This window comes from Anaerophaga thermohalophila DSM 12881, assembly GCF_000191885.1.
GTDB classification, from domain to species: Bacteria; Bacteroidota; Bacteroidia; order Bacteroidales; family Marinilabiliaceae; genus Anaerophaga; species Anaerophaga thermohalophila.
Map to the genome: position 1 here is coordinate 1 of NZ_AEWI01000055.1, position 15,670 is coordinate 15,670.

Annotated in this window: 12 protein-coding genes, 2 tRNA genes and 1 pseudogene; 6 read left to right on the top strand and 9 right to left on the bottom strand. The window is 39.6% G+C overall.

Going from position 1 to position 15,670, the window contains the following annotated elements; genetic code table 11:
- Positions 1-6 precede the first annotated feature (6 nt).
- Positions 7-200 (top strand): annotated as a pseudogene (locus ATH1_RS21650) (hypothetical protein); the annotation flags it as partial.
- A gap of 451 nt (positions 201-651) precedes the next feature.
- Here the strand turns inward: ATH1_RS21650 and ATH1_RS0113905 are convergent.
- Together ATH1_RS0113905 and ATH1_RS0113910 are read right to left on the bottom strand one after the other, a co-directional pair.
- A complete protein-coding gene (locus ATH1_RS0113905; RefSeq protein WP_010422822.1) occupies positions 652-1,722 on the bottom strand; it encodes a T9SS type A sorting domain-containing protein in 1,071 nt (356 codons plus the stop codon).
- 339 nt (positions 1,723-2,061) lie between these two features.
- Positions 2,062-4,365, bottom strand: a complete 2,304-nt coding sequence (locus ATH1_RS0113910; RefSeq protein ID WP_010422823.1) for a chondroitinase-B domain-containing protein — start codon at positions 4,363-4,365, stop codon at positions 2,062-2,064.
- Positions 4,366-4,919: 554 nt separating this feature from the next.
- Here ATH1_RS0113910 and ATH1_RS22635 point away from each other — a divergent pair.
- From ATH1_RS22635 to ATH1_RS0113920, 3 genes are all read left to right on the top strand, one after another.
- A complete protein-coding gene (locus ATH1_RS22635; protein ID WP_081467457.1) occupies positions 4,920-5,099 on the top strand; it encodes a hypothetical protein in 180 nt (59 codons plus the stop codon).
- The gene (locus ATH1_RS19530; protein WP_010422825.1) at positions 5,092-5,325 is read left to right on the top strand and encodes a hypothetical protein; all 234 of its coding nucleotides are present in this window, start codon (positions 5,092-5,094) and stop codon (positions 5,323-5,325) included. The genes ATH1_RS22635 and ATH1_RS19530 overlap by 8 nt, the downstream gene beginning before the upstream one ends.
- 273 nt (positions 5,326-5,598) lie before the next feature.
- Positions 5,599-5,799 (top strand): hypothetical protein, encoded by a 201-nt coding sequence (locus tag ATH1_RS0113920; protein WP_010422826.1) that lies wholly within the window; start codon positions 5,599-5,601, stop codon positions 5,797-5,799.
- A 111-nt stretch (positions 5,800-5,910) separates the two neighbouring features.
- On the opposite strand, the gene ATH1_RS0113925 is transcribed toward ATH1_RS0113920, so the two are convergent.
- The 7 genes from ATH1_RS0113925 to ATH1_RS0113955 form a co-directional block, all read right to left on the bottom strand.
- Positions 5,911-5,985: transfer RNA gene (locus ATH1_RS0113925), tRNA-Pro, on the bottom strand.
- 8 nt (positions 5,986-5,993) lie between these two features.
- Positions 5,994-6,082: transfer RNA gene (locus ATH1_RS0113930), tRNA-Ser, on the bottom strand.
- Between the two features lie 231 nt (positions 6,083-6,313).
- Complete coding sequence (locus tag ATH1_RS0113935; protein WP_010422829.1) at positions 6,314-8,362, bottom strand: sialate O-acetylesterase; 2,049 nt, start codon at positions 8,360-8,362, stop codon at positions 6,314-6,316.
- A 419-nt stretch (positions 8,363-8,781) separates the two neighbouring features.
- Positions 8,782-9,798 carry a flotillin-like protein FloA gene (gene floA, locus ATH1_RS0113940; RefSeq protein WP_010422830.1) on the bottom strand — a complete coding sequence of 339 codons (1,017 nt, stop codon included), beginning with the start codon at positions 9,796-9,798 and terminating at the stop codon, positions 8,782-8,784.
- Positions 9,799-9,803: 5 nt separating this feature from the next.
- On the bottom strand, positions 9,804-10,262 hold the full coding sequence (locus ATH1_RS0113945) for an NfeD family protein (RefSeq protein ID WP_010422831.1): 459 nt from the start codon (positions 10,260-10,262) through the stop codon (positions 9,804-9,806).
- A 9-nt stretch (positions 10,263-10,271) separates the two neighbouring features.
- On the bottom strand, positions 10,272-10,619 hold the full coding sequence (locus ATH1_RS19535; RefSeq protein ID WP_010422833.1) for an ATP-dependent Clp protease adaptor ClpS: 348 nt from the start codon (positions 10,617-10,619) through the stop codon (positions 10,272-10,274).
- Positions 10,620-10,657: 38 nt separating this feature from the next.
- A complete protein-coding gene (locus ATH1_RS0113955; RefSeq protein ID WP_010422834.1) occupies positions 10,658-13,186 on the bottom strand; it encodes a tetratricopeptide repeat protein in 2,529 nt (842 codons plus the stop codon).
- 628 nt (positions 13,187-13,814) lie between these two features.
- Between ATH1_RS0113955 and bcp the strand changes: the two genes are divergently transcribed.
- Both bcp and recA read left to right on the top strand, forming a co-directional pair.
- Positions 13,815-14,279, top strand: a complete 465-nt coding sequence (bcp, locus tag ATH1_RS0113960; protein WP_010422835.1) for a thioredoxin-dependent thiol peroxidase — start codon at positions 13,815-13,817, stop codon at positions 14,277-14,279.
- A gap of 157 nt (positions 14,280-14,436) precedes the next feature.
- Entirely contained in the window at positions 14,437-15,489 is a 1,053-nt protein-coding gene (gene recA, locus ATH1_RS0113965) for a recombinase RecA (RefSeq protein WP_010422837.1), read from the top strand.
- The last annotated feature ends 181 nt before the right edge of the window (positions 15,490-15,670 follow it).

Here is a 15,670-nt window from a genome sequence, read left to right on the forward strand (position 1 = left end):
TTGCGCATTTTTTGGTTTTTTTGGTGGCATTTTTCACAAGTTGGGTTAATACCCGGCAAAGAGCGGCGAGAAGAAATATTCGCCGTATGTATAACCGTGAAGCTATTGTTGGAGAAGGCGGTATATTTACGGATTTATTACAAGCTCTTGTGAATGCTTCTTTAGAGGGTGAGATGGATTATCATCTTGAAAAAGAAAAAGTGGTACAAAGGATGGGGAGTAGAATACAATATTAATTATGATCCCAACACTTGGATGACTTTTTGCCACACAATTGGGAAAAATCTAACGATTGCCAGAATTTTCCGGGAAGTTCCAAGTAATTCCCAGAGATTCTATCAGAACTTAGATATATCCATCTTCCAGGCTGGTATCCTAGCGTGGGAACAATTTTTATTTTTACGATATGTAGGAGGCCAAAAGCTTATCATAAATGTATGGTTCATAAGTAGATATTAATTGGCAGATTATTAGTACCATCTATGATTAAAGTGTACATTAAGTCCAATAATTCAAAAAAATGGTAATATTATCTGGCCGATGTTGTTTTTTTAATTTGCATAAATGTTAAGAATTTTATTATGTGGAAGTTAATATCTTCAAATATAGAGGTGAGGTGATTTATATTGTATTAGCAGAAATAACATTTTCTTAATAAATAATCAATTTATAAGGCCGACTTACTTCATTGTTATTTGAGAAATGCAGAAAATATATGCCTGGTTTTAAAATAGAAACATCAATGACTTGTGTCGTGATTTTTTTTTGTAAAACCACTCGTCCATTTATATCATAACAGGTCATTTTAGTGTAAATGTTTTTTAAATTTGGGTTTAAAAATATACTGTCTGTTCCAGGATTTGGGTATATATTATCCTCAGAGATGGTCTCATTAGGAGAGTTTATTGTGGTACATATTTCCTCAACACTGAAGTCGGCAAAAAGAACAATTTCATCTCTAAGGTTATCCTTATCATTTAAACTTCGGTAAATACCCCATTTTGGCCGTATAAAATCAGCATCCGTTTTCCATGTTCTGATGTTGTTATTATAATTCAATATTTCTTCATTCCCATTCACTGTTTTAATCTCTATATGGTATTGACCACCGGCTTCTTTTTCCCCATAAGTGACAGTTTCTGTAACTTCTACCCATGTTCCTTTTAATGGTTCTAATTCTATTTTCTTTAATGTAATTTGAGAATAGGTTTCAGCATATCTAATCTCCAGCTGATCCGGGGTTCCTTTTCTGGCAGTGAGTGTAATGAGAGGCATACTGTCTTCATCGCTTCCCACTGATTTAAGTTGATGTAAATGAGTAAAGCTACCTGATGGCTGAAAATCACTATCCAGCTTAAATTTCCATTTGTATCTTACTACTTCGCCTTCTGTACCAATTAAATTGTCTGGTGATTTGTCATAAGTCTTTATTTCAGTTCTTTGTCGGTCATAGTTCATACACCTGTCGTTGTCAGGGGTAACATGAATATGAAAACGAAACACATATTTTCTTAGTTCTGTATCATATACTTCATCTATGTGTCTTCCAAATTCCTGGTGTCCGCAATCAGGGACCTCAACAACTTCACCGCCGGGCGAAGTGAGCACAGAGTTAATAAGTTCATAAGTGTCTCCCGGTCCATTGGCCTCTAAAACAACCTGGGAAAATGATGCATGATGAATAAGTAAGGTTATCAGGATAATGAAAATTTTTTTACACATAAGTGATAGTTTTATTCAAAAAGTGCTGATGTGATTAATTAGATTATTGAGCCCAGTCTAAAAAACATCTTTGTTGCCAAACTCGTTGTTGTTTTAAATTTTTGAGTCCTCATTAATAATAAGTTAACTCCGGTACAAAATTTAAAACATCTAAAATAACATCTATATTTTGACAGAAATATGCTTTTTATACTGCACTCATTATTTTAAACTGTTGAAAATTCTTTATAATTCAACAAAAAGCATGGTGATAATGAACAGCCATGAATCTCCCACATTAAAAATCATTCTTCTTGAAGAAAGAAGAAAGAATCTGAAAATTATGCTATTTTGATAACGTTAGTAAATCAGTTTTAGCTTTAAGTTGTCTTCAACAATTATTTTACCTGAATTAACAATGGTATTGTCTGAATGACTATTATTTTTTGCCCCCCAAAGTCTTGCAACAAGTTTTACCGGGTTATTTTTAAAAGTGTTATTATTTATTTTAACATTAATGATTCCATAAGTGTTGATCAAAATTCTGTTCTCTTCCTTATCTCCACAGTTTTGGAAAAGGCTATTGGAAACCAGTAGGTTACCTCCAATAGTTGATTCGTCATATCCACCGCGATAATAGTCAATGACATTCTTTCTTACATTTTTGAAAGAACAACTATCAATGGTGAGAAATTCTACATTATAGTCTCCTTTGTCATCCTTTTCGGCAGATAGTTCCAATCCGTTATTGCAGTCTTTAATTGATGTTTTTTTGAATTCAATTTCCTGTGCAAAGCTATTTTTGTAGGCTTTTAGGACATAATCGAAATTACTGATATTACAATTATTAACGGTAAGCATATAATGACTTGACATATTCTTCCTAAGTGGGGCAAAAGCTATTTGATTGCCTTTTCCAGAAATTGAAATATCCTGAAGTGTTAAATCCCCTTTGGGGTGCATTGCAAACAAAGGCGTTTCAGTATTTCCTGAGTATTCAATAATAGCATGGATGTTTTCAGCTGATTTGATTGTTATTTTTTTATCAATTATCAAGGGTTTCTGAATTATATATTTTTCAGAGGTAAGTTCTATTATATCACCTTCTTTCGCATTTTCTAAAGTTTCAATGATATTGTAACTGTTTGCTTTTAACACTGATGGTTCTGTTTTCTCAGGAACGGGTGAAAACCAATCAGGACCGTACTTTGTGTAATCAAGTATTTCTTGTGGCGTTTCAGGAACAGCCGTCATAGCTCCAATCCAGGAAGTACCTGTTCTTGAATTCCCGAAAATGTCTTTTGAAATTTTGTCATATCCGAACCCTTTATATGCTTCAATTTCGGGTTTAGATTTGGGAACCCATAAGTAATCATTAATAGGATAAAATCTAATGTTACTAGTTGATATTAAATCAGAATGCTTGAATGAGATGCCCTGATTATTAATGATATTGGATTCGAACTTTATTCCATCGGTTTTCGAATGTACAACAATAGGCGTCGGATCGCCGGTTTCGTTATACAGGATGTTGTTGGCTATCTCTGTTCTGATTGGGTGGGCAGAGCGGATCTCTGATGTAGGTAATACATCTTTTTGATCGATATTATTTCCTACACCAATATGCCAAGGGGATTTGCAGTTGACCCATGTGTTAAATACAACGGTAACGTCTGTTACCTGATTGTATCTGTTGAGCGGTGAGTTGGGGATACCATTCATAATAGCAAGTGGACTGCGGAATGCTTCTCCTCTTAAGTCTATAAAGTAGTTGTTTGTAACTGAGTGCCCGGTATTAATAATTCTGATTCCCCCGATATTGGGAGAACTTTCATCTCCAATGAAAAAATTACCATCAATGACACAATAATTACCATGACGAGTAACTAATGACCCTTCACATTTAAAGAATACGTTATTGCGAAATTCATTAAAGTTTGTTTTACTCGAGATTACTTCTATTTCTCCGTTGCATTTTTCAAAAAGATTATTGACCACCAATGTGTTACTTGGAGACATTGAAGTGGAACTATCGCCAAGTCGTATTGTTTCTGCCTTAGGGCCTCCTTTACGGGGTCTTGGTCCAAAGTGATTATGAATTATTTTATGATGATTTCTAATGTTTTTATTCCCTTTTATTTCCACCAGTAAGGTTGGGCCTTCATTTGATTTTCCTGCGATATAGCAATGATCCATTTGGTTGTTTTTCCCCCATAATTCGATCCAGTGATCAGATTTATCTCTTGAAAGCTGGTTGAAATCTTTAATGACACATTGGGTTATTCTACAGTGATTGGCTACAACTTCTTCATTGAGTTTAAAGTCAACTACTGTATTTACCGGTGTATATCCATTTCTGAAATACAGGTCTTTTACAATAAGATGGTCTCCTCCAAATTTCAGATATGAAACGCCCTCAATAAAAACTTTTCCTGGTGTTTCAGCTTTCAATGTGATAGGGGCTTTTTCTGTACCATTTGTTTTGAAGAGTATTTCAACATCCCTCCAGATTCCGTTGGACATTTCTATTACATCGCCTGGTTGAGCATTTGCAATGGCAGTTTGAAGCTCCTTGTTATTAATTACCTTTATTACTCTATCAGCCTTATTTTGACAAGACAAGGTAGAAATTATTAGAAGAAGTGAGATGGCTATTTTATTCATGCTATTGAATTTTTTGGATTTTTAATTAAGTTTGGAAGGCCAGCAATTGGTCAACCAAAAAAATGAATGGCAATTTTATTAATTTTTTTCTTTTTTACAAAAAAAAATAACAAAAAACAGCAATTCAGCAATTAGATTTTTTTCACTTTCTGGTAAAATTAGTTAAAGTTTGGGACAATACATTGGCTGTCCCGGTATATATAACACTCTCAAAAATCGGACTACAATTTAAGTTGAAAAAACATAACTTTAAAATATGATATGAAAGCAAGTAGAAAGAAACATTCGTCTGCCTTTAAGGCCCAAGTAGCTATCGCACCCATCAAGGAGCGTGGAAACTTTAGCAGAGCTATCAAAGCGGTTCGATGTGCATCCAACGTTTAAATTACCCATTCTTCCAATCCCTTCCAGTTCGATTATTTTCCTGTATCCAATTTTTTGCGAGGTAAAAATCGCAATAAATAAAGCCTGATAATTCCACGAGCAAGAAGGTTTTTGCAGGTATTTTATTCCATTTCAACCAGCCGTTTAAAACACAAAACTAATCACTATATTTGTATTTAATAAATGAGTGCAGTCTAAAAAGCCTTTTGACCCCTAAATCCCCTAAAGGGGACTTTTTCAAACTGCTGATTTTTAGCATTTCCCCTTTAGGGGTTAGGGGTAAAAATGGTAAAAATCAGCATTTTGAAGGCTTTTTATACTGCACTCATAAATTGAACGAAAATGAATGAGATCATATTTATTGTGAAAGAATCACCTGAGGGGGGATATGAAGGAAGGGCCCTGGGGTATTCCATTTTTGTAGAAGGAGATACTTACGAAGAGATTAAAGAAACATTCGGGACGCAATTCATTGCCATTTTGATGAGGATTCCCCAAAGATTATCCGGATACATTTTACAAAAGAAGAAGTTTTTGCGGCATGAAGAAAATCCCACGGGATATTACTGGTTATGAATTAATCAAAATAATCGGAAAATTCGGTTATTAAATTACCCGGCAATCAGGAAGTCACATTCGACTTACAACAAAAGAGGACGGAATTCATCATGTTCGATACCAAACCATAAGCCTCTGAGAATCGGAACTCTTTCCAATATTTTGTCGGATATTGCCGACCATTTCCAATTATCGAAAAAGGAACTTTTAGAAAAGCTGTTTTAAATCAAAAGTATTCATTACACTTGCTTTACAACTTTGAATTCAGATTCATAAAAAACAGATATACCGATGCAATTAAAAGAGATCGTTTCCGCGCAAAAGAAGAAATTGCAAACTACACTCAGCCCACAGGAACAGGCGTTGGGCGAAATCATTTTCAACAACGGGCAGTGCCAGGTGCTGGCCCAGTCGGTATTACGTTTCGATAGCGGAATTCGTAGTCATTTGCTGAAAACTGTGTTAGTGCCGCCCCATTTACCATTTCTGTAAACATTTGCTTTTCGCATGGGTTTTAATGGTTTATTTTGACTCATTGTAAATAAAAAAGCCTACAAATCATTTGATTTACAGGCTTTTGATGTTTTTTGGATTTCCTATTCGTCGGGGTAGCAGGATTCGAACCTGCGACCTCCTGCTCCCAAAGCAGGCACACTAACCGGGCTGTGCTATACCCCGATGATTTGCGGAGAGAGGGGGATTCGAACCCCCGGTACGGAATTACCCGTACGCCGGTTTAGCAAACCGGTGGTTTCAGCCACTCACCCATCTCTCCGGGGAACGTTCTGAAAGACTTTTCCACAACTTGTTGTGGCTTGCGTTCTTTGCGGTTGCAAATGTATTAATTCGCCCTTTAACTCCCAAATTTTTTGTCTTCAGAATATTAAAAAAGATATGGTTCCCCGAGAATTGCCAAATTATCAAGTGAATAAATGAAGATCAGGTAATATTTATGCCTGACCTATACGTCTCGACCTTGACAAAAACAGCTCTTTCAGAAGCTCACTCAATCTTCAAAATTTTCTTCCGTGGTGAAAGAAGGCGCAGGAAGTCCTGCCTCATTAAACAGCGATGCTTCCGCACCGTTTTTATATGCGTAACGAACATACGCGGGCGATGACAACTCTGGTGAGAAGACTTCAAGCTTATTCCCAGAGACATTAACCTTAGCAGGAACAAACTTTCTGTTTTCGCCGGCAATCTCAAATTGATTGGCCACATCTTCTTTAAGAATAAGCCCTTCGTCTGCATGTGTGAAAGTGATTATGATTTTGTTGTTTTGCACTTCAACATTTTTGGGAAGAGGTCCGGAATAAACAATGTCTTTACCGTAATCATTGGCCAGGGCCCAAAGAGCCAACCGTTTTCCAACGTCAGCTTTGTTGGCCGGATGGATGGTGTTAATATCTCCAATGTCGAGGGTTACTGCCATTCCTGTATGAGGTATTTTCATGGCTCTTCGTTGAGCCTCCCGTAAGTTGGCCGAGGATATTCCTTCAATCTCATTGTAATGCCAGGGTGCAAGCTGCACGTAGTAGAAAGGCATATTTTCATTATTGAACTGCTGACGCCAGTCGGTTATCAGCAATTCCATTAATCGAAGATATTGATTGGCCCGTCCGACATTGGCTTCGCCCTGATACCAGATGCTGCCTTTCAATGTATAAGGTGTTAAGGGGGCAATCATCCCGTTGTAAAGGGTAGTGGGCGTGTTTGCGCTTAACGACATGGAAAGCTCGGGACGGTTAGCGTAAACGTCGGTTTTGGGGTCAAAAAGGAATAATTCATCGCCTTCCAATTGAGCAGTAACTTTATATTTCCATTCACCGGCAAGAGACAGTGCCCGGGTTTTATTGTTTTCTGGATAAACTTTCAATAACTCAGGCTTGCCGTAAATACCGCCGCCTCCCTGGTTGTCAATAACTTTAACAGCCAGTAAAGCCTGTCCGGCTTTTACTTTCCCGGCCGGAACGGTATATATCCGCTCTTGGTTCCATTGTCCTGTAACTTCGGTGCTTCCGATTTTTTCACCGTTGAGGTAGGTAACATCCATGTCGTCGATAGGGCCAAGAGAGACGATCAGTTTTTTCCCTTCCCATTCGGCGGGAATTTCAAATGATTTGCGAAACCAAATGACTCCGTCTAAATCTCCGGTCGTTTGCTCAAAATTGCCGGGCAGTTCCATTGTATTCCATGATTCTGTATCGGTGGCCGGGTCGCTGCAATAATCATCAAACACATCCAGGTTTTTAAAAGGCTCTTTGTTGTTTTCCGTTGCCACTACAGTAACAGATTCCAGCGTGTTCAGCCATTCATTGTAAGCTTTTTCCTGTGGAGCAAGTTGTTTTAATTGCATAGTAATATCTGCAAAGTCTTTATCAGTGGCAAGCGTTGTATTGCTTATCCAGGCTTCAATAGGGGTTCCTCCCCAGCTGCTGTGGATGATTCCGACAGGAACGCCCAGTTCGCGATTTAGCTTTTTTGCAAAGAAGTAAGCTGTGGCACTGAAATGGTCAGCATTTTCAGGTGAGGCAACTTCCCACTTGCCGGAAACATCGTCCAACGGTTCTGCTGATGTTGTACGGGTAACGGTGAACATTCTGATTTCAGGATTTTCTGAGTTGGCAATAACATCGGCCGAATGAAGTATGGTATCGTTGGGCGGCCATCCGGAGAGGGGCATTTCCATGTTTGACTGCCCCGATGCCAGCCATACTTCTCCCAGCATAGCATTTTTAATAATGATTGAAGTGTCCGGTGCCACTATAGAGAGATTATAGGGGCCGCCTGCCTTTGTGGTGGCAAGCTTTAATTGCCAGTTGCCGTCTTCTGCGGTTTTGGCTGAAGAAGAGCTACCCCAGTCGGCAGAAACTTTAATCTCTGTTCCAGGATTTGCTTTTCCCCTGATTACCACATCGGTGTTTTGCTGAAGAACAATATTGTCCGAAAAGATGGACGGAAGTTCAAGATTTGATTTGGATGGTTTACATCCTGCCAAAGACAGCATAAATAAGCTGAAAATAAATACGCTGTTTGGTAAATTTGATGTTTTCATAGCTACGTTGTTTGGTTTTATTTGTGTAAGGCCGGTCTTTAAGGGTGACGGCCTTTCTTTGTTATTGAATGAAAGATTGTCACAAAAGAACATGTATAAAACTCATTCATGCGAGTTCCATCAGGCCAATGACTTAGACTTGTTTTATACTGATGAAACGAGCATGACAAGGCTTGTCACAAAAGAACATGTATAAAACTCTTGCATGCGAGCTCCATCCGCCCTTAATAAATAAATTTTAGACGGATGAATTAGTATCTGTCCATAAAATACCATTTGCTGGGTTATGCTTGCCGTCAAAATACCCATTTACGGGGAGTAAACACCGTTTTTGGCGGCTTCGAAAGCCTTGCAACCGGCACTTTACGGACAGACACATGATGATTTGTTACAACTTTTCCCGACTTTATCGACGGGTCCTATTTATCATTTTTGTCCTTATCGTTAGCGTTTCTGCCTTTCGACTGACCAGGTTGCTGTGGTTTTGCTATGGAATCGCGCATTTGAGTGTCAGCGTCAATGTTCTTGTATCTCATATAATCCATAACTCCAAGGTTTCCTGATCTGAATGCTTCAGCAATGGCCTTTGGCACTTCTGCTTCGGCTTCAATAACGTGTGCGCGGGCTTCCTGTGCTTTGGCTTTCATCTCCTGCTCTTCGGCAACGGCCATTGCTCTCCGTTCTTCTGCTTTGGCCTGGGCGATATTCTTATCAGCCTCGGCCTGGTCGGTCTGGAGCTCTGCACCAATATTTTTACCAATGTCTATATCGGCAATATCTATTGATAAGATTTCGAAAGCTGTTCCGGCATCAAGTCCTTTGCTGAGAACTACTTTAGATATGGAGTCGGGGTTTTCAAGTACAGCCTTGTGCGAGCTGGAAGAACCTATTGATGAGACGATACCTTCACCAACACGTGCAAGGACGGTTTCTTCACCGGCACCCCCGACCAGTTGTTTGATGTTAGCGCGTACGGTAACCCTGGCTTTGGTGATGAGCTGAATTCCGTCTTTTGCGACGGCTGCCACAGGAGGTGTGTCAATAACTTTGGGGTTTACCGACATCTGTACGGCCTCAAATACATCTCTTCCGGCAAGGTCGATGGCAGTACCCATTTGAAATGTAAGATCGATGTTGGCCTTCGATGCCGATACAAGGGCATGAACCACGTTGTCGACGTTTCCTCCGGCCAGATAGTGAGCTTCCAGTTCGTCACGTTTTATGGTTTGCAGGCCGGCTTTGTGTGCCTCTATCATGGCTCGCACAATAATGGCCGGTGGCACCTTACGGATACGCATCAGTACCAGCTGCAGGAGAGATATCCTGACTCCGGTAACAAGTGCAGAGAACCAGAGAATGACAGGAACATAATACAAAATGACGAAGAATAATACGACAATGACCGCTATAAGGCCGAGTGTCCCGAATACTTCCATAGTAATTATTTTACAGGTTTAACAATGATGTATGTTTTGTGAACTTCCGTTACTTCTATTTCTGTTTTGGGATCGACAAATTGTTCCTGACAGCGGGCTTCAACTTCCTGATTGTTGACTCTTGCTTTACCGACGGGATTCAGACGGGTTATGGTTTTACCACGGTCGCCGGGCTTTATTGATTCTTCTTCGACTGTATCAACATGGCTGTTGATGGTTGATTGTAACATCACTTTATTCCATGTTTTTGATCTCAGGGCATAGAATAGAATAATGATGGTTGCAATCAGTGTTGCTCCCAGTGTGATGTGCCCTGTAGAAACATCAATTTCGTAGGCCATGAAAATTCCCGCCACAATCATTCCCAAACCGCCAATCCCCGCTATGGTAATGCCCGGAACCACAAAAAACTCAAGAATGAGTAACAACAGTCCGGTTATGATAAGTAATATGATGATAGCCATTGCAAATGATTAGTCAATACTGACTTTTAGTGATTTTTCCGTGAGCATTTTCTGCAGATCGGTGAGTTCATTATAGGTTCCCCGTTTTATTTCACAGTGTCCCTTATAGTGGGTAAGGGTGGCACATTGTTCGGCCTGTTCACTGTTGTGAAGGCAACATGCCATCAGAGCATCGATAACATCATCGAAAGTATTAACATTATCATTGTGAAGGACCAACACATGTTCTCCTATGCTTTCTTTGTTTGATCCGTGATTCTGCTCTTTTTTATCGTAAGGTACCATATCCTGAAATTTTTCGTAAAATATGAAAATAATTTCAATGGAACAAGAGAATGACAATTTCGCTTGGTCCAAATTGCTAAGATATTTTTTGAACTTAACCTTCTGATAATCTATTCGCCCGTTATCTTTCTTGCTTCATTAACGGAAATCTGCTCTCCGTTTAAGAAAGCGACGACAAAAGCTCCGGGAAAACCTTTTTCCCTGATGTCTGCTACATTGTGATAAGCTTCTTCATAGGATGAATAATTACCGGCAAAATATTTAGTCAAGTCTTTACCTGCAACAGGAACGGAAGAAATGTTTGCAATTTTGGATAAAGCGCCGGAATCAGGAGCATTTTTAAAAACCCCGATCTGTATCTTAAACACCGGTTTCCGGGGTTGATTTTTCGTTGCATGATTAACCTTAGTGAATGCAGATTCTACGACGGTTTCAGCATCTGCCTGGTTCTTAGCGTCATAGCCCGAGTTCTGACTTGAGGTTCTGCTGTTTTGGATGGTTTGATAATTATTCTGAATGTTGTTATCCGGTTTCGTTGATGGCAAAGTCAAATCGTCTTTTTGAGTACTATGTCCCGATGCATGCTTAATAAGTTCGTTTTCTATCATTTCGATGGCCTGTCTTTTCAGGCCGCCCAGTTGCTCATATTTTTCCGGATTCCAGATGGTCATGTTATCAATCTGATTATTGGCATCTTCGAAATAGCTTTGAGCTTGGTGAAAAATCTGCTCCATTTCCGGTTGGGAAGCGTTTTTGCTGAACTTTTCCAGTCTGGGTTGATAAATATTGAACTTTTCATCCAGTGCTTCGTGATACATATCCAGTGCTTGCTTGTGTAACTCTTTGGATTTTGAAATTAGCCGGCTCGTTTCATCCGGAGTTTGGTTTTTGTTCAGTGTATCGGTGTTTTTAATTTTTCCGAAGAGAGAACGCTCTTCTGATTCTTCATTGTAATTAACAGACTGTTCGAGAAGGTTTGAGGCTTCAAGTTTTAATATATTCGCCCAGGTAAACATGCTGTCTGTGCGTTGTAAAGTTTTGATCTGTGCCTGAGTGAAATATTTTTGGTAGACAGGGGTCAGTTTTTCTTTTCTTTTTCTGAATTCTTCATCCGAGAAAAACGAAAAATCGCCGGGATCCAAATCTTCCAACGAGCTGTTGTTGCTATTGTTTTCGGGAGTTACTTTCCTGTATGTTCCTTCTTCGATGAGTTGAGTGATTTTTTCAGTTTCGAGTTGACGGGCACGGATAAAATGGCGCTTAACACGGTTATCCTGTCCATAAACCTTTTGTTCGAGTTTAAGAATTTCATCCATCAGTCGTGTCAGCTCTTCCTGATTGTAACTTTGAGCATATTGTTGCCTCTTGTTTCGCATTAGTTGTTCAAGGCTGTCTTTTTCCATATCGGCCATCTGACCCCGCTTAAATTCAGCCCGGGCGGCATCACTTAAAAATTGATTGTAGTTTGTATAAACAATTGTGTCATTGATGTGAAATACAAATTCCCTTTCAGAATCCGTGTTTACCTGTTGTACGGCCTGTTGTTTTGCCTGTTCCTTTTCCCAGACATTTCCCATTGCTAACGGTAGCGCTGCCAGTTCTCTGATTTGTTCGGTGTTTTCGGCAAGATTTTTAATTACCGTGTTGTCCCATACAAGTTTGACAACAACTGCCTGACCGGGTGCAACTCCTCTGTTGGTGGTGAACCACGCCTGTTGCCCTAAAGGATCAGCGGCAAACATATAATCGTCGGCCGGAGAATTGAATGGAGGCCCTATATTTTCAGGCTCTGAAAAAGAATTGCTTTCCCGATCATAAATTGAGCGGTAAATATCGAGGCCGCCCATTCCTCCCGGACGGTCGGAGGCAAAAAAGAAAGTGGTGCCGTCAACCATTAGAAATGGGGTGCGCTCGTCATAATCGGAATTAACCGGTGAACGCAAATTTTTACTGCCACTCCAGCGGTCGAGTAATTGTTCCATTTTGTAAAGATCGTGGGTGGCAGTGTCGGATTCTTCCAGAACAAAAAATACTTCGTTTCCTTTTTCGGTTCGATACATAATGTTTTCAGGAGGCACGCCGGTTTTAAAAAAAGTTTTGTTCGGTGCCAGCGTGCCACACTCTTCAGGAAAATTGTAGGCAGCTATGAAATTATTTTCAGACACAGTGTCCTTTTTTGTCACTTTAATGCTGAAATATTTGTTTGTCAGACGGGTAGCCGATTCGCAGTCCTGAATAGCTCTCTTAGCCAGTTCTCTCCGGGGATCGCTGTTAGAAGCATACTTAAGGAAAACTTCATATTCTTCTATAGCGGAATCAAAGCGATAGGTGTGTTGATATGCCTTTCCAAGATAATAATGGGCGTCCCGGCTTACTCGCCTGTTTGAAGCAAATTTCAATCTTTCAATGGCTTCATTGTAGTTTTGACGTTGTTCAACCAGACAAACACCAAGGTAGTAATTGTATTTAGGCTCACGGTCATAGCGTTCGATCAGATGCTGGTACATGGGCAAAGCTTCCCCATACTTGCCGGTGCGAAACAGTTCACTCGCCTGGTCGGGGGAAACCTGGTTTTCCTGGGCACTGATGCACCCAAGTGACAATGTGAACGCTATGATTGTTGTGTAAATTATTTTCATGCTTTGTGTCTGTTTATGAGGTTGGGAAATAATATAACTTTGAGCCCGGTCTAAAAAGCATCTTTGTTGCCAAACTCGTTGTTGTTTTAAATTTTTGCATTCTCATTAACAACAAGTTAACTCCGGTACAAAAATTTAATACGCCTGGATTTTGACAAAAATATGCTTTATTATACCGCACTCAACTTTTAATGTGTCTCTTTTCAGGCATCAAATTTAATCATTAAGGTTGAATTCCCTAACCCGGACAAGCCGGAGCCAAAAATAACTAAAAAGCTTAAGTCATATATTTGTCGGATTAGCTAATTGCTACGCAATTATTTTTTGTCTTCAACGAAACGAGCATGACAAAAATTGTCTCAAAAAAACTCAATCATGCGAGTTCCATCCGACCTTGAAAATAAATTTCATACGGATAAATCCTCATTAACAATGAGTTAACTCCGGTACAAAAATTTAAAACGCCTGGATTTTGACAAAAATATGCTTTTTATACTGCACTCTATCATAATATATGGATTCTTCACTATCATTTTTTGCAACAATCAGATTGACAATTTCAAGATTTATGTATCAAGAACAAAACTGCGATATTAGTGTTTTGATATAAACTAAAAACGGTAACGCTATGACAAAACTTGCAGAAGGACAAAAGGCACCTGCCTTTACCGGTAAGAACCAGGACGGAAAAGAAATTTCGCTGAGTGATTTTGAAGGACAAAAAGTTGTTTTATATTTTTATCCGAAAGATAACACTTCGGGATGTACTGCCGAAGCATGCAATTTGAACGATCATTTGGATGAATTTGCTGAAAAAGGATTCAGGATTATCGGTGTAAGCCCCGATGGTGAGGCGTCTCATCGTAAATTTATCGATAAACACGGGCTGAAATTTGACCTTATAGCCGACCCCGAAAAAGAAATTCTTCAAAAATACGGGGTATGGGCCGAGAAAAAAATGTATGGTAAATCATATATGGGTGTTGTTCGAACTACTTTTATCATCGACGAGAATGGAGTAATAGAGAAGATTTTCGATAACGTGAAAACCAAAGAACATTCCGAACAAATATTTTCCGAGTTGAATCTTTAATATTTATGGTTATCTTTAAGGTTTAAAATGAACGGATATTTATCTCGTAATCCTTTGTATATCGGGGGATAGGGATAAAAAGCGTGGTTTGACGTAATTTATTGGAAGACCAATTGTCCGTTCAGACAATTTGAATCGCTAAACAGAGAATTTAAACATGGCCGAACAGCAACAGGAAAAAACGGAAAAGAAGCAACAGGAAGCTAAAAAGGTGAATGCCGAAAAGTTGAAAGCACTTCAGCTTACCATGGATAAAATTGATAAAACCTATGGTAAGGGAGCTATTATGCGCATGGGAGAGTCGGTAGCCGAAAATGTGCCTTCCTTTTCGTCCGGATCCATTGGACTTGACCGGGCGCTTGGCGTAGGAGGTTATCCACGCGGAAGGGTGATCGAAATATACGGACCGGAGTCATCAGGAAAAACAACCCTGGCCATTCATGCCATGGCCGAAGTTCAAAAACTCGGTGGCATTGCTGCTATTATTGACGCAGAGCATGCCTTTGATCGTTTTTATGCAGAAAAACTCGGAGTGGATGTTGAGAACCTGCTCATCTCGCAGCCTGATAATGGTGAACAAGCGCTTGAAATTGCCGATCAGCTGATTCGTTCATCAGCCATTGATCTGGTAGTGGTCGACTCGGTAGCAGCTCTTACACCAAAGGCTGAAATCGAGGGAGAAATGGGTGATAATAAGATGGGACTGCAGGCACGCCTGATGTCACAGGCATTGCGAAAACTTACATCCAATATCAGCAAGACCAATACCTGTTGTATATTTATCAACCAGTTACGTGAGAAAATTGGTGTGATGTTTGGAAATCCCGAAACCACCACCGGGGGAAATGCACTTAAGTTTTATGCATCAGTCCGGTTGGATATTCGCCGGGTTACTCAAATCAAGAACGGTGATGAGGTGGTTGGTAATCATACCCGTGTGAAAGTTGTGAAGAACAAAGTGGCACCTCCCTTTCGAAAGGCCGAGTTTGACATAATGTATGGTGAAGGTATTTCTAAGATTGGCGAAATTATTGATCTCGGTGTGGAACATGGCATTATTAAAAAGAGTGGGTCTTGGTTCAGCTACGGAGATACCAAGCTGGGACAGGGGCGTGAAGCAGTGAAAGATGTAATCCGCGATAACCCCGAGCTGGCCGAAGAGCTGGAAAAGAAGATCATAGAGGTTTTGGATAAAGAGAAACAACAATAGATTTTTATTTCATCCGTATAAAATTTATTTATTAAGGTCGGATGGAACTCGCATGCAAGAACTTATACATGTTCTGATAGTGGCAAAACGTTGTCCTGTTCCTTTCATCTTACATTTAATAAATTGTTACGGCTGTTAGAATTGTTAAAGTTGTTAAAGTTGTTAATGTGTTAGTTGTCAG

Bases quoted from the DNA above. Each gene is read 5' to 3' on its own strand.
- bcp (WP_010422835.1), top strand. From the start codon at position 13,815: ATGACAAAACTTGCAGAAGGACAAAAGGCACCTGCCTTTACCGGTAAG.
- ATH1_RS0113945 (WP_010422831.1), bottom strand. From the start codon at position 10,262: ATGGCTATCATCATATTACTTATCATAACCGGACTGTTGTTACTCATT.
- ATH1_RS19530 (WP_010422825.1), top strand. From the start codon at position 5,092: ATGAATGAGATCATATTTATTGTGAAAGAATCACCTGAGGGGGGATAT.
- ATH1_RS0113955 (WP_010422834.1), bottom strand. From the start codon at position 13,186: ATGAAAATAATTTACACAACAATCATAGCGTTCACATTGTCACTTGGG.
- ATH1_RS0113920 (WP_010422826.1), top strand. From the start codon at position 5,599: ATGCAATTAAAAGAGATCGTTTCCGCGCAAAAGAAGAAATTGCAAACT.
- ATH1_RS0113910 (WP_010422823.1), bottom strand. From the start codon at position 4,365: ATGAATAAAATAGCCATCTCACTTCTTCTAATAATTTCTACCTTGTCT.
- ATH1_RS0113905 (WP_010422822.1), bottom strand. From the start codon at position 1,722: ATGTGTAAAAAAATTTTCATTATCCTGATAACCTTACTTATTCATCAT.
- floA (WP_010422830.1), bottom strand. From the start codon at position 9,798: ATGGAAGTATTCGGGACACTCGGCCTTATAGCGGTCATTGTCGTATTA.
- recA (WP_010422837.1), top strand. From the start codon at position 14,437: ATGGCCGAACAGCAACAGGAAAAAACGGAAAAGAAGCAACAGGAAGCT.
- ATH1_RS0113935 (WP_010422829.1), bottom strand. From the start codon at position 8,362: ATGAAAACATCAAATTTACCAAACAGCGTATTTATTTTCAGCTTATTT.